Consider the following 12,778-nt stretch of genomic DNA (forward strand, 5'->3'; position numbering starts at 1 on the left):
TTTACTTAAGTTCAACCTGCTCTCCTCTAAAGATTAAATGTTAAATTAACAATTTTTCTACTGACAGCGGGTGTTCTTTATTTTGATATTTTCAACAAATCAATAAATTATCCAATGTTTTAAGATACTCCCGGAGGATTTTCTAAGCGATGAGCGATTACAAAAAGACCCTGTGTCTGCCAAATACCCAATTTCCAATGAAGGCAAACCTCAAACAGCGTGAGCCTGAAATGCTTAAACGCTGGGAAGAGACCGGGGTTTATAATAAAATGGTCGAAGCCAATAAGGATGCAGAGCAGTATGTTCTGCATGATGGTCCTCCTTACGCAAACGGGCACATTCACATGGGTACTGCCATGAACAAGGTGCTTAAAGATATCATTATTAAATCCCGTAACCTGCAAGGTCAGAAAGCTGAATACGTGCCGGGATGGGATTGTCACGGTCTGCCGATTGAACATAAAGTAGAACAGGATCTTAAGAAAAAGAAAAAAGATCTCCCTACTCTAATCATCCGCAAACTTTGCCGCGAATATGCGCTTAAGTATGTAGACATTCAGCGTAAAGAATTTAAACGCCTTGGAGTAATGGGTGTATGGGATAACCCGTACCTGACTTTAAAACCTGAATATGAAGCAGCGACAGCCCGTGAGCTAGGACGTTTTATGGAAAACGGATCTGTTGTTCGCGGAAAAAAACCGATCCATTGGTGCTGTTCTTGTAAAACCGCTCTGGCAGAAGCAGAAGTCGAACATGAAGACAGCACATCTCCATCAATTTATGTCCGCTTTCCTTTAAATGATAAGAAAGTTCTGGAAGTTCTTCCTTCAGACATTTCATCTAAAATAGATTTGTCGCGTACATATGTCTGTATCTGGACCACTACTCCGTGGACAATGCCTGACAATATGGCAGTGGCTCTGCATCCTGAATTTGATTACTGCGTAACTGAAGTTAATGGTGATTTCTACATTCTAGCTGAAAGACTTCTACCGGTTTGCGCTGAATCATTCGGCTGGGAAAAGTGGAATATGCTTGGAACATTTGAAGGAGCTAAACTTGAAGGAGCTGTTGCAAAACATCCTTTCTATGACAGAGAATCTCCTATCGTTCTGGCTGACTATGTAACTTTAGACAGCGGCACCGGTTGTGTTCACACTGCTCCAGGTCACGGTCGCGAAGACTTTGAAACAGGAAATCGCTACGGACTCGAAGTTTATTCTCCAATGAATAATGACGGTGTTTTCCTCAAAGAAGTAGAATTTTTTGCAGGTCTTAATGCTTTTGAGGCAAATCCTAAAGTAATTGAAAAACTTGAAGAAGTTGGAAACTTACTTGCTAAGGAAGACATCACCCACTCCTATCCTCATTGCTGGCGTTGTAAAGAGCCGGTCATATTCCGCGCAACCACACAGTGGTTCATTTCTATGGAAAAAAATGACCTGCGCAAAAACACGCTTAAAGCCATTCAGGATGATGTTAACTGGATTCCATCCTGGGGTGAAAACCGTATTTATAAAATGATTGAAAACAGACCTGACTGGTGTATTTCCCGTCAGCGTAACTGGGGTGTACCTATTATCGCTTTAATCTGTCAGGATTGCGATGAAGTATATAATGATCCGAAATGGGTTTTCTCAATTGTTGACGAATTTGAAAAGCATGAGAACGGTTGTGACTACTGGTTTGAAAAATCAGTTGAAGAGCTCGCTCCAGCAGGCCTCAAATGTCCTAAATGCGGCGGAACACATTGGGATAAAGAAACAGATATCCTTGATGTATGGTTCGATTCCGGAACCAGTTTTGCCGCAGTTGTAGAAAAAAGACCTGAACTTAAATTCCCTGCGGACCTGTATCTTGAAGGATCAGATCAGCACAGAGGATGGTTCCATAGTTCCCTTCTTGCTTCCATGGCAACGCGCAAAACACCGCCTTACCGTAATGTTCTGACTCATGGCTATGTTGTTGATAAACATGGCAAAAAAATGTCTAAATCAATCGGCAACGTAATTGCTCCGCAGGAAATTATAGACCAGCACGGTGCTGAAATCCTGCGCATGTGGGTTTCTGCAGTAAACTATCAGGAAGATGTAAAAATTTCTGATGAAATATTAAACCGTTTGGTTGATGCTTACCGCAGAATTAGAAATACTTGCCGCTACCTGCTCGGTAACCTTGACGGATTTAATCCAGAAACGGATGCTGTTTCTGTTGCGGAGCTTCTGCCTATTGACCACTTTGCACTTGATCTGGTCACCAGAGAGCATGAGATTATTCAAGCAGCTTACAAGAACTTTGAGTTCCACAAAGTTTATCACACTCTGCATAACCTTTGCGTAACCGATCTTTCGGCTTTCTATCTTGATATCATCAAAGACAGACTTTATGTCTCCGGCAAAAAGAGTCTTGAACGCCGCTCGGCGCAGACTGTTCTTTGGCAGGTAATGATGATGTTGCTTGTAGATATGGCTCCGGTACTTTCCTTTACTTCAGAAGAAGTTTTCGACCATCTTCCTGAAGAAATGAAATGTGGTGTTGATACTGTTTTTGCTGTTCGTCCTAAGATTCTCGCCACAACTTTAAGTTCAGATGAGAGAGCTATGTGGGAACTTTTGATGGATGTACGCAGAGAAGTGACCAAAGCCATTGAACCACTCCGCAGAGACAGAATCATCGGTCATTCTCTTGATACGAAGATCACTCTTTTTGCAGATGAAACAATCACAAAAGCTCTTGAGAATCTTGAAATGAGAGAATTCTTTATTGTTTCCGGAGCAGAAATTAAACCTTTAGCAGAAGCCGGCAGTGACGCCGTTAAACCTGAAGAACTTGAAGGTATTGCAATAAAAGTTGTAAAAGCTGAAGGTGAGAAATGCAGCCGTTGCTGGCGTTATGACACCCTCGGATCCAATGCAGAGCATCCTGAACTTTGCCCTCGTTGTACTGAAGTACTAGCGGGCGAATAAGTTACAACTTATTCATACTTAAAAAATACATACCCCCGTCCTCATAGTACACTGAGGACGGGGGTATGTTTGCAAAAAGGATCTGCTATGAAAAAATATTCACTAGCCGGACTGATTGCTGCAGTAATAATTATCCTTGATCAAGTTACCAAGGTAGCTGTTCGTAATAATCTAGAGCTGTGGTCGTCCAAAACAATTATTCCAGACTATTTTAACTTAGTATACGTGGTTAATAAAGGAGCGGCTTTCGGCTTTCTCAACCGTAGTGATATCAATTGGCAGAGAACTTTTTTTATCATTGTTACTGTCGTATCTTTAGCAGCAATCACCATGTTGCTCAAATCAACCAAAGATAAAGATTATTTTCAAATATCAGGATTGGGCTGCATACTCGGCGGGGCTGTCGGCAACTTGATTGACAGGATTATATTCGGAGAAGTAACAGACTTCCTTGACATTTATGCTGGGACACATCACTGGCCTGCATTCAATGTTGCGGATATTGCAATCTGTTTTGGAGCTATCGCCATGATTATTTCTGTTTATCGGAACAAATCCAATGCATCCGATACTGTTTAACATAGGCTCCATGCCGATATACAGCTACAGCGTATACCTTACAGCCGGCTGTTTACTGGCAATGGCGTGGACGATGCGCGAAGCTCGTCTTAAGAGTCTGCCATATACACTGGCTCCGATTGCAGGAGGCATTGCAATTGTTTGCGGACTTATCGGTGCTCGCGCACTTTATGTAGCTTTGTACTCACAGGAATTTATTCGTAATCCCGTTGAGATCTTTTATATTTGGCAAGGTGGTCTCGTTTTTTCAGGAGCTTTTTTCTTCGGGACACTTAGCGGGCTTCTTTTTCTTAAATCTAAGGCGCAGCCTTTGTTGCAATGGCTGGACTGCATAGTTCCTGGCGTTGCTTTAGGGCAGGCCGTCGGACGCTTGGGTTGTTTTTTTGCTGGATGTTGTTATGGAAAGACAACATCACTTCCTTGGGGAGTAACTTTTTCTGATCCGGAATCACTTGCACCGTTAGGACATTCATTGCATCCTACTCAATTATACCATAGTTTGAGCGGATTATTGATATTCATCATTTTGATGGTGGCGAAGAAATTTATTGAAAATGAAGGAAAGTTGACAGGTTTATTTCTTATATTGTTTGCAGTATGCAGATTTATTATTGAATTTTTCAGAGCTGATTATAGAGGAGAATTCGGTCCTCTCAGTCTTACTCAATTTTTAACTTTGATCATTCTCTCAATCGGATTTTATTTATTATTTGTACATAAGCGCAGGAGAATATAATGTTTTTGGGACACATACCAGCTCTTCCAGCCGAAACATGGATAATTATCCTCGGCAGTGTCGGGCTTTTTGCCCTGCTCACACTTTTTGCAATATGGGATGCCTTCAAACGGGAATTTCCTTCAAACATGGAAAAAGTCGGCTGGATTCAACTTGCCATTTTTATTCCTTTTCTAGGTTGTCTGGTATATTTTCTATTAGGAAAAAACAGAGGAACAAAGTATGAAAAATAATTATAAGAATTGTTTAGCTATTTCAATATTGACCCTTTCTGTCATTACGGGACTAGGTGGTTGTGTAACAACTGTTGACATGGATAATCTCAGAATGGAAATGAGACAAAGTAGAAGTCAGGTTAATAAAAAAATAGAAACTCTTGACCAGCAGATTAATCAGACTGAAAATTCAATTCGGAATGAAATAAAAGAATTCAATACTCCTGTACAAACCCGTCAGGCAAACCTGTGGGCTGAAGTTAATTCTTTAAAAATTGATATGAGTAAGATACAGGGATCATTAGATTCTCTTAATCTTAAAATTCAAGGCATAACTGGCGGTGCTTCTAACAGCACTATTTCATTTCGTGAACTTTCTCAGCAAGTTAATCTTATGCGCATGGCTCTAGAAAGCCAGCTTGATATGGATCTTGATTTGATTAAACCGCAAGCTGAAAAAGCTCACCCTGCCGCTGTTTCAGCGACAGTCAGTCAGGCCACTGGCCTTGCTGCTGTCCTAGAGACACCTGCTAAAAAAGAAACCTCTATCGACCCGGCTCAAGCTCTTTACGATAAGGCGCTTGAATCCTTTAAAGCTAGAGAGTATAAGAAAGCCATAGCCGATTGGTCAGAGTTCAGTAAAACGTTTCCTACAAATGAGCTCGTTCCTAATTCGTTATTCTGGGAAGGGGAATGTTACTACCAACTCAATGATTACCCTAACGCCGCGCTGAAATACCAAGTAGTTATTGCCAAGTATCCCAAAAACAACAAATATAAATCAGCGATGCTTAAACAGGGAATTTGTCTCATTAAACTTGGAAAGACTAAATCCGGTAAATACATTTTGGAAGACTTAATCAAAAAAGCTCCTTCGTCTGCTGAAGCTAAGAGAGCTAAAGAAGTGATTAGTTCAATTAAATAATATAGCGTTACAAATCTTTAATTGGAATAACGAAAATGACTGAAAATAAAAACTTTAATAAAATAGTGCACCTATCATTCCCACCAACAGTTTCAGGTCGTCCTGTAATCTGCAATCTCGGGAAATTATACGGTTTAAGTTTTAATATTTTAAAAGCAGACATAAATCCTCGTCATGAAGGAAGTCTGACTCTTGAAATAACAGGACCGGAAGAAGAATTTCATAAGGGGTTAAACTACCTGAAAGAAAATGGGATTAAAATAATTCCGGTTGCACAGAAAATATCCAGAGATGAAGAATCGTGTATGCATTGCGGAATGTGCCTTGCGATGTGCCCAACGGGTGCTCTTTCTTTGGATATGGAATCACGCTTGGTGCTGTTCGAGCTTGAAAAATGTACTGCATGCGGAATCTGTACCAAGATCTGCCCGGTACGGGCTATGGAAATTGATCCGCAGGAGAAAGAAAACAGGACTACATAATGGACCAGACCGCTCATTATTCAAGTGTAAAAACACGGATCAGGGGATATGGAAGGATTGCTAACTCACTTAGCAACCCTCCTCTTTTCCGAGGTATAGGGAACGGGCAAAAGCATCCCGCTGAAGATCTTGATGATTCGAAGGTTCCAGAATGGTTAAAAGTATATCTCATTGAAATTGATCGTAAACTTGATCAGCTTCTTGGTATTCAAAGTATAAAAGATATTTCTCAAGATTTCCCGATTGATATTGAAGTTCTTGAAATCTCCGGGAACGGCATAATGTTCAAGACGGCGACACCATTAAAGTCCAAAAGTATTATGGAAGTTGTTCTTGTTCTTGATCAAGTGCCGCTGCGTATGGCCAGTACAAAAGGCACTGTTAAAGCAGGTAAAATATCTGATACTTGGGTCATGGAATTTATAAACATTAAAGAACACGACCTTGAGGCTATAATCAAGTTTGTATTCAGCGAACAACGTGAACGCATACGTACTGATAAAATATCCTAGAAACATAAATCCCTAAGGAGTGCATTGTGGTTAACGATGATCTAATCGTTCAAAACATGATGGAGAAAATTTCTACAGATCTGACTGAGAGTTTAAAGGAAAGTATAACCTTAGCCATTCAGAAAGAAATTTCTAAAAGCATGTCTAAGACACTTCTTGAGGGAGAATTTTATCGCAGAATTAATGAAGATCTTCAAAGCGGCTTAAAAGATATATATCAAGAAGTCGCAAAAGCCAAAAAAGGTCCAACCTCGTCTGTTTCTGTCTCAGTAGATGCAAATCCTGATGACTTATTCAATGAAGCATCTGATCAGCTTGATGCGATTATGCGCACAACTGAAAAAGCTACTCAAGATATTATGGATATTGTTGAGAAACTTCAGGAAATGCAGTTTGCCCTTTCGGCTATCATAAAAGGATTTGAATCCGGCGGGGTAAAGAAAGAGCAGCGCGAAGAATTGGGTCAAATAAACAATACTCTCGGTGAAGATCTCATGAACATCATGACGACCCTTAGCTTTCAAGATTTAACCGGACAGAGAATCAAAATTATTGTTGAGACTATTAAAAGTGTCGAAAAAATTGTTCTTGATCTGTACATGTCCACCGGACTTAAAATTAAAGCCCGTGAAAAGGCTCCTGAAAAATCATTGGAAGAATTAGATCAGGTCGCGGAAATACAAATGAGCGAATTGCAAGGTCCTACCGAAGGAAGTGATCAAGGCGAAGTTGACGATTTGCTTGCTTCATTAGGTCTTTAAAATATTTTTATTGTTTTTTTCATTAAAAATAAAATCCCTCAGTGTTTTAACAGTGAGGGATTTTATTTTTAAACCGCTGATAAATTAACTTCTCATAATATCTGCAACTAATTCAGCACAGTCCGTCATTGATTTAATTGCAATGAACTCCCCTGTAGTATGGGCTTTGCACATGCCGATACCAAGAGTTAAAACTCCATAACCTTTTCCAGAAAGAATATTTGAGTCACTACTTCCTCCAGTTGAAACACGGCTGGAAGTAAGACCTACATTTTTATAACTCTTTTCAACTTTAGCTAGGAGCAAGCTGTCTTCATCCACATGCAACGCAGGGTATGACACTTCATAATTAAATTCATAGCTTCCGCCGAATTTTGCTGCAGCATCTGTGCAACATTTTTTCATATGATCAAGTTGATGCTTAAGCGACTCTTCTTTTGTAGAACGAGCTTCGGCAGAAAGTTCAACAAGATCAGTTACTATATTAGCGGCTCCGCCACCTTCAATTCGGCCTAAATTGGCAGTAGTGCATGCATCAATACGTAATAAATTCATATTGGAGATTGCTTCAGCAGCTATTTGAATAGCATTAATCCCTTTCTCAGGAATAATACCTGCGTGAACAGATTTACCATGAAAAACCATCGAAATCAGAGCCTCAGATGGAGCATTAACAACGATTGTTCCTACAGCACCGCCAGAATCAAGCACAATAATATTTTTAGCAGGCAGTAAAGTAGTATCCATATTTTTTACACCATACATGCCTAACTCTTCACCCATTGAAAACATAAAATTAATTTCTGGATGCGGAATCGACTCTTCTTCAAGATGATTTATCGCTTCAATCATTATGGCGAGCCCGGCTTTATCATCACCGCCTAAAACGGTGTCACCAGAGCTGTAGACTACATCATCCTTAATGATCGGTGTTACTCCGCAACAAGGTTCTACACAATCCATATGCGCCGAAAACCCGATTGGTTCCCCGGCCCCTGTTGCAGGAATCCGTACAAATAGATTTCCTGTATTTCCACCGCAAGCATCACCAGCTCTATCATTTTTAACATCATATTCTTTTTCCAGCATTAATGAGTACAAAAAACTTGCAACATCATTTTCTTTAAGCGAGGGGCTGTCAATTTTTACTAGGTCTAAAAACAAATTCAATATCCTATTTTTATTAATCATAATATTCCGGCCTTTGATATAAATTTACAATAAGCAAAATTCTTAAAAAACAGCAAAACGTATTAAAACAGGTCATGCTTTTTGTTTCCATCCTGTACAAATAGTTTAAGTAAACTGGATATTATTGAAAAAAAACGCATTGAGAAGTTGCTGAAATGTAGTAATCAGGATTCCGTAGAGAAATCAGATTATAGAAGTATTGAAAAAGGCTGACAGCAGTATTTTAGCTATTTATGTCTATAGTAAAACTCTATTAGTTAAACTGACTAATTTAAATAAGCCAGAATCTATCCAGAAGAATACTTCTAATGAAACATTCTTCTGAATAGATTAACATAAGTTTTATATTTTTAAAATGTTGTAATATTTTCCCAACGATTAATTTAACTTCTCATAATATCTGCAACTAATTCAGCACAGTCAGTCAATGATTTAACTGCAATAAATTCGTCGACAGTATGCACCTTGCTCATACCGACACCCAGAGTTAAAGCTGTATACCCTTTTCCGTAAAGAATATTTGCGTCACTTCCACCTCCTGTTGAGTCTCGTTTAGGAGTGATGCCTGTATTTCTGCAACTTTGCTCAACTTTAGCCAAAAGTTTACTTTTTTCGTCTATATGAAGAGCAGGATATGAAATTTCAGAATCAAACTGGCACATTCCACCGAATTTGACAGCAGCATCAACACAGCATTTTTCCATATGATCAAGCTGAAGTTGTAATGATTCATCATTTGTAGAACGAGCTTCTGCTGTTAGCGTAACTTGATCCGTTACGATATTAGTCGCTCCTCCGCCTTCAATTCTACCGAGATTTGCAGTTGTTCCTTTATCAATACGTAGCAGATGCATTTTCGAAACTGCTTCAGCAGCAATTTGAATTGCACTTATCCCGGATTCCGGACAAATCCCTGCATGAGCAGATTTACCTTTAAAAGTAATATTAATACCGGCTTTTGCGGAAGATTCGATGATGATTCTTCCAACGTCTCCGCTTGAGTCAAGTACAAGGATATTCTTTGCAGGCAATAAGCTGCTATCCATGTTTTTTGCTCCATGCATTCCGGACTCTTCACATATCGAAAATATAAAATGAATTTCAGGATGAGGAATAGATTCTTCTTCGAGATGTCTAACAGCTTCAATCATTATGGCAAGCCCGGCTTTGTCATCACCGCCCAAAACGGTATCTCCGGAGCTATACACAACATCATCTTTAACAACTGGAACAACACCAACGCATGGATTTACACAATCCATATGCGCTGAAAAAGCGATTGGCTCTCCAGTGCCTGTTGCTGGAATTCGAACAAATATATTTCCGGTATTTCCGCCGCACGCATCTCCTGCGCAGTCTTTTATCACATCATACTCGCTTTCCTGCATCAAGGAAACCAGGTAATCTGCAACATTCTTTTCTTTTAACGATGGGCTATCAATTTTAATTAAATCTAAAAATAAATTTAAAATTCTATCTTTACTGATCATTTTTCACCAACTTTACTTCTAAAAATTAAAGATAATCAAAAAAATAACTATGATTTTATGACAGGCAATTGAAATAATGCTTATTTTTTTTCATAACCTTCGCCGTCAAGAACTTCACCATCATAGAGAAATTCTTCATACTCTACGCCCCATTCCCGCATACTTTTAAGTACCGGAATCAAGCGTTCTCCAATTGGATTCAAAGTATATTCAACTTTAGGCGGAACAACCTTATAGACTTCGCGGTGGATCAACCCATCAGACTCAAGTTCACGTAGTTGTTTTGTAAGCATGCGTTCAGTAACATCCGGTATTCGTTTTTTAATTTCCCCGAATCGCAAAGTTTTTTCCATGAATAAACAATTTAAAATAATAGGTTTCCACTTCCCACCAATTACAAGTAAGGTAAGCTCAAAAAAGCACCTATATTCTTTACCATTAAAATCTTTCATCCGGCATGTCATATGTAAAACCTCTTTATACTATCTAATATGTAAGTACATAACAAAAAAGTATGTACTTGTAAAAAAATAAGAAAAGGCTATCGTTTTTTATCTTAAATAATTCAATAAGGAGAAAACAAATGTACGCTCTCGCTATTAATGGTAGTCCCCGTAAAAATGGAAATACTGGAATATTATTGGAAACAGTTCTTGAACCGTTAAAAGAATCCGGGTGGGAAACTGAAATAATCAAAGTAGGCGGCAAACCTATGCATGGGTGCATGGCTTGCAATAAGTGTAGGGAAAATCAAGATAATAAATGTGTCATAAAAACTGATAATTTCAATGAAATATTCGAAAAAATTATTAGAGCGGATGCTCTGATCTTCGGTTCACCCACGTATTTTACTGATGTTACCGCTGAGCTTAAAGCTGTCATAGACCGTACAGGATATGTTTCTGGAGCTAATGGACAGATACTACGCGGTAAAATCGGTGCAGCCGTTATAGCAGTTCGTCGTGGCGGTGCTACTCACGTTTACGACAGCATTAACCACATGTTTCTTATGAGTCAGATGGTCGTTCCCGGATCTACTTATTGGAATATTGGTTACGGCAGAAACGAAGGCGAAGTTAGAAATGATGCAGAGGGTTTAAGAAATATGAATCATTTGGGTATGGCAATTAACTGGCTTGGAAAAGCGATTGCACCCCATGTTAGCTCATACCCTGCCCCGCGTGATTAATTTCCTGAACGGGTGAATACCCCCTGATACCAAAGGCTTTTACTAAATATTAAAGCCTTTGGTGTTAAAGAACATATCTAACTAACAATCATTATTAGCAATTAAAAATAACACGATTTACTTTTCACCATATTGATATATTAATTATAAAGGTATATACTCCTAAAAATTATTGTTTTGAATTTGCCTAAGTCAAAATATTTCCTGGGGGGGTAAATATGACAAAGAAATTCCTGTTATTTGCAATAACATTGCTACTTATATGCTTTGCTGTTCCGGCAGCGGCTTCTCCTTTTGCATTTCAAGGTTCTACTTATGAACTTATAAAAGATAAAGGAATAAGCTGGGATGAGGCTAACGCTAAGGCAATAGCGGCTGGTGGTCATTTAGCGACAATTACCTCAAGTGCGGAGAATGAATTTTTAAAGCAGACTTTTTTCACAAAAGATAAAAACGCTTACTGGCTTGGAGCTTTCCAGACAGGTGATGAAAACAAACAAACCCCCACAGCCAACTGGCAATGGGTTACCGGTGAAGAATGGAACTTTACTAATTGGTCATCTAAGGAACCTAACAATTCAGGGATGAACGAGATTCATCTCAGTGCAGACTCCAGATTTGAGTATAAATGGAATGATGAAGATAGTGCCGTAAAGCAGATGATAACCGGTTATGTAATTGAAACACCAAGTGGAACTTCCCCTACTCCTATCCCCGGAGCAATTTGGCTTTTGGGAACAAGCATTGCAGGTTTACTTGGATTTAAGCGTAAGTTTAATAAGTAATATTAGAAGCACTAATCCCAGATATATAAAACCCGTAATCTTACTCTAAGATTACGGGTTTTATTATTAGGTTTCAAAACCTAAAATTTAAGCAAAAAATTTATAATTAAAAACCGCAAGCTTCAGGTTTTGTTCCATCCGCCAGACTAAGCATTTCTCTCAATATTTTGAGAGTCTCTTCTGCTTCAGATGTTTCTAGTTTTCTCAACGCAAATCCCGCATGAACTATCAGATAATCCCCAACTTCAACTTCATCTCCCATAAGCATCAATGAAGCATCAAGATATGTTTCACCTTCACCCACGCGACAACGGGCAACATTGTCGTTAATGGACTCAATTTCAACAGGAATAGCTAAACACATGGAAAAACCCCTTATTTACGGTTGGTGCAACTTATACTGCTTTATAGGTACCGCCAGCAGCGAGAACTTCTTCAAGCACCCTTTCTTTCATTGTAGGCAGCTGAGCTTTAACAGTATCAGAAACATGCTCACACATGGTCTGATAATCAAAAGGTTCAACACCTACAACAACACAATCAGGACGACTGTCGCACAGATCACATAAAACTAATGTATCAAGCAAATCAGTCTGATGCATAGAATCTTTAAAGGCAAGACTCCTACGCAAATCCTCTCCTGTCAAGCGGTAAACAGACCCTGGTTTATCATCACCAAGCACTGCGTCCACCACTATGAGCATGTCACATTCCATAATAGGGCCCATAAGAATGGTTCCAAGTGTACCACCATCCATGAGCGTGACATTAGGGGAAAACGAAAATTCATTTTGCAGATCGGTCACAACTTTTACACCGATCCCCTCATCGGTAAAAAGAATATTCCCAACTCCCAGAACTAAAATTTTTTGACTTTCAGACATCTTAATCCTTTTAAATAAAAAACGGGAATCCGGAAAGCCCGGATTCCCGTTAACTAATCGGAA

Annotated in this window: 15 protein-coding genes; 10 read left to right on the forward strand and 5 right to left on the reverse strand. The window is 39.1% G+C overall.

Annotated features, from left to right (window positions below; genetic code table 11):
• Positions 1–149: 149 nt before the first annotated feature.
• The 8 genes from ileS (at position 150) to B9N78_RS03435 (ending at position 7,176) form a co-directional block, all read left to right on the forward strand.
• Positions 150–2,966, forward strand: coding sequence for an isoleucine--tRNA ligase (gene ileS, locus B9N78_RS03400; protein WP_085098298.1), 2,817 nt, complete (start codon positions 150–152; stop codon positions 2,964–2,966).
• A gap of 87 nt (positions 2,967–3,053) precedes the next feature.
• The gene (gene lspA / locus B9N78_RS03405) at positions 3,054–3,545 is read left to right on the forward strand and encodes a signal peptidase II (RefSeq protein ID WP_085098301.1); all 492 of its coding nucleotides are present in this window, start codon (positions 3,054–3,056) and stop codon (positions 3,543–3,545) included.
• Positions 3,526–4,281 carry a prolipoprotein diacylglyceryl transferase gene (lgt, locus tag B9N78_RS03410; RefSeq protein ID WP_085098304.1) on the forward strand — a complete coding sequence of 252 codons (756 nt, stop codon included), beginning with the start codon at positions 3,526–3,528 and terminating at the stop codon, positions 4,279–4,281. The genes lspA and lgt overlap by 20 nt, the downstream gene beginning before the upstream one ends.
• Complete coding sequence (locus B9N78_RS03415) at positions 4,281–4,514, forward strand: PLD nuclease N-terminal domain-containing protein (protein ID WP_085098307.1); 234 nt, start codon at positions 4,281–4,283, stop codon at positions 4,512–4,514. The genes lgt and B9N78_RS03415 overlap by 1 nt, the downstream gene beginning before the upstream one ends.
• Entirely contained in the window at positions 4,504–5,421 is a 918-nt protein-coding gene (ybgF, locus tag B9N78_RS03420) for a tol-pal system protein YbgF (protein WP_085098310.1), read from the forward strand. The genes B9N78_RS03415 and ybgF overlap by 11 nt, the downstream gene beginning before the upstream one ends.
• A 35-nt stretch (positions 5,422–5,456) precedes the next feature.
• Positions 5,457–5,903 (forward strand): NIL domain-containing protein, encoded by a 447-nt coding sequence (locus tag B9N78_RS03425; protein WP_085098313.1) that lies wholly within the window; start codon positions 5,457–5,459, stop codon positions 5,901–5,903.
• On the forward strand, positions 5,903–6,415 hold the full coding sequence (locus tag B9N78_RS03430; protein WP_085098315.1) for a PilZ domain-containing protein: 513 nt from the start codon (positions 5,903–5,905) through the stop codon (positions 6,413–6,415). Before B9N78_RS03425 ends, B9N78_RS03430 begins: the two co-directional genes overlap by 1 nt.
• Before the next feature lie 26 nt (positions 6,416–6,441).
• Complete coding sequence (locus tag B9N78_RS03435) at positions 6,442–7,176, forward strand: protein phosphatase CheZ (protein WP_085098318.1); 735 nt, start codon at positions 6,442–6,444, stop codon at positions 7,174–7,176.
• A gap of 84 nt (positions 7,177–7,260) precedes the next feature.
• Here the strand turns inward: B9N78_RS03435 and B9N78_RS03440 are convergent, their stop codons facing one another.
• From B9N78_RS03440 to B9N78_RS03450, 3 genes are all read right to left on the reverse strand, one after another.
• Positions 7,261–8,340 carry a M20/M25/M40 family metallo-hydrolase gene (locus B9N78_RS03440; protein ID WP_245805449.1) on the reverse strand — a complete coding sequence of 360 codons (1,080 nt, stop codon included), beginning with the start codon at positions 8,338–8,340 and terminating at the stop codon, positions 7,261–7,263.
• A 410-nt stretch (positions 8,341–8,750) separates the two neighbouring features.
• Entirely contained in the window at positions 8,751–9,857 is a 1,107-nt protein-coding gene (locus B9N78_RS03445; protein WP_085098324.1) for a M20/M25/M40 family metallo-hydrolase, read from the reverse strand.
• A gap of 80 nt (positions 9,858–9,937) precedes the next feature.
• On the reverse strand, positions 9,938–10,321 hold the full coding sequence (locus B9N78_RS03450; protein WP_085098327.1) for a winged helix-turn-helix transcriptional regulator: 384 nt from the start codon (positions 10,319–10,321) through the stop codon (positions 9,938–9,940).
• Between the two features lie 119 nt (positions 10,322–10,440).
• Here B9N78_RS03450 and B9N78_RS03455 point away from each other — a divergent pair, with 119 nt between their 5' ends.
• Positions 10,441–11,046: a flavodoxin family protein gene (locus B9N78_RS03455; RefSeq protein WP_085098330.1), complete on the forward strand. Its 606-nt coding sequence runs from the start codon at positions 10,441–10,443 to the stop codon at positions 11,044–11,046.
• Positions 11,047–11,264: 218 nt separating this feature from the next.
• Complete coding sequence (locus B9N78_RS03460) at positions 11,265–11,831, forward strand: lectin-like protein (protein ID WP_085098334.1); 567 nt, start codon at positions 11,265–11,267, stop codon at positions 11,829–11,831.
• 106 nt (positions 11,832–11,937) lie between these two features.
• Here B9N78_RS03460 and B9N78_RS03465 read toward each other — a convergent pair whose 3' ends face one another.
• Together B9N78_RS03465 and B9N78_RS03470 are read right to left on the reverse strand one after the other, a co-directional pair.
• Positions 11,938–12,195 carry a HypC/HybG/HupF family hydrogenase formation chaperone gene (locus tag B9N78_RS03465; RefSeq protein WP_085098337.1) on the reverse strand — a complete coding sequence of 86 codons (258 nt, stop codon included), beginning with the start codon at positions 12,193–12,195 and terminating at the stop codon, positions 11,938–11,940.
• Between the two features lie 31 nt (positions 12,196–12,226).
• A complete protein-coding gene (locus tag B9N78_RS03470; protein ID WP_085098340.1) occupies positions 12,227–12,715 on the reverse strand; it encodes a HyaD/HybD family hydrogenase maturation endopeptidase in 489 nt (162 codons plus the stop codon).
• Positions 12,716–12,778: the final 63 nt, after the last annotated feature.

Origin of the sequence: Desulfovibrio gilichinskyi, from assembly GCF_900177375.1 — a bacterium.
GTDB classification, from domain to species: Bacteria; Desulfobacterota; Desulfovibrionia; order Desulfovibrionales; family Desulfovibrionaceae; genus Maridesulfovibrio; species Maridesulfovibrio gilichinskyi.

Coding starts and splice junctions, on each gene's coding strand:
- ileS (WP_085098298.1), top strand. CDS start 150: ATGAGCGATTACAAAAAGACCCTGTGTCTGCCAAATACCCAATTTCCA.
- lspA (WP_085098301.1), top strand. CDS start 3,054: ATGAAAAAATATTCACTAGCCGGACTGATTGCTGCAGTAATAATTATC.
- lgt (WP_085098304.1), top strand. CDS start 3,526: ATGCATCCGATACTGTTTAACATAGGCTCCATGCCGATATACAGCTAC.
- B9N78_RS03415 (WP_085098307.1), top strand. CDS start 4,281: ATGTTTTTGGGACACATACCAGCTCTTCCAGCCGAAACATGGATAATT.
- ybgF (WP_085098310.1), top strand. CDS start 4,504: ATGAAAAATAATTATAAGAATTGTTTAGCTATTTCAATATTGACCCTT.
- B9N78_RS03425 (WP_085098313.1), top strand. CDS start 5,457: ATGACTGAAAATAAAAACTTTAATAAAATAGTGCACCTATCATTCCCA.
- B9N78_RS03430 (WP_085098315.1), top strand. CDS start 5,903: ATGGACCAGACCGCTCATTATTCAAGTGTAAAAACACGGATCAGGGGA.
- B9N78_RS03445 (WP_085098324.1), bottom strand. CDS start 9,857: ATGATCAGTAAAGATAGAATTTTAAATTTATTTTTAGATTTAATTAAA.
- B9N78_RS03450 (WP_085098327.1), bottom strand. CDS start 10,321: ATGACATGCCGGATGAAAGATTTTAATGGTAAAGAATATAGGTGCTTT.
- B9N78_RS03455 (WP_085098330.1), top strand. CDS start 10,441: ATGTACGCTCTCGCTATTAATGGTAGTCCCCGTAAAAATGGAAATACT.
- B9N78_RS03460 (WP_085098334.1), top strand. CDS start 11,265: ATGACAAAGAAATTCCTGTTATTTGCAATAACATTGCTACTTATATGC.
- B9N78_RS03465 (WP_085098337.1), bottom strand. CDS start 12,195: ATGTGTTTAGCTATTCCTGTTGAAATTGAGTCCATTAACGACAATGTT.
- B9N78_RS03470 (WP_085098340.1), bottom strand. CDS start 12,715: ATGTCTGAAAGTCAAAAAATTTTAGTTCTGGGAGTTGGGAATATTCTT.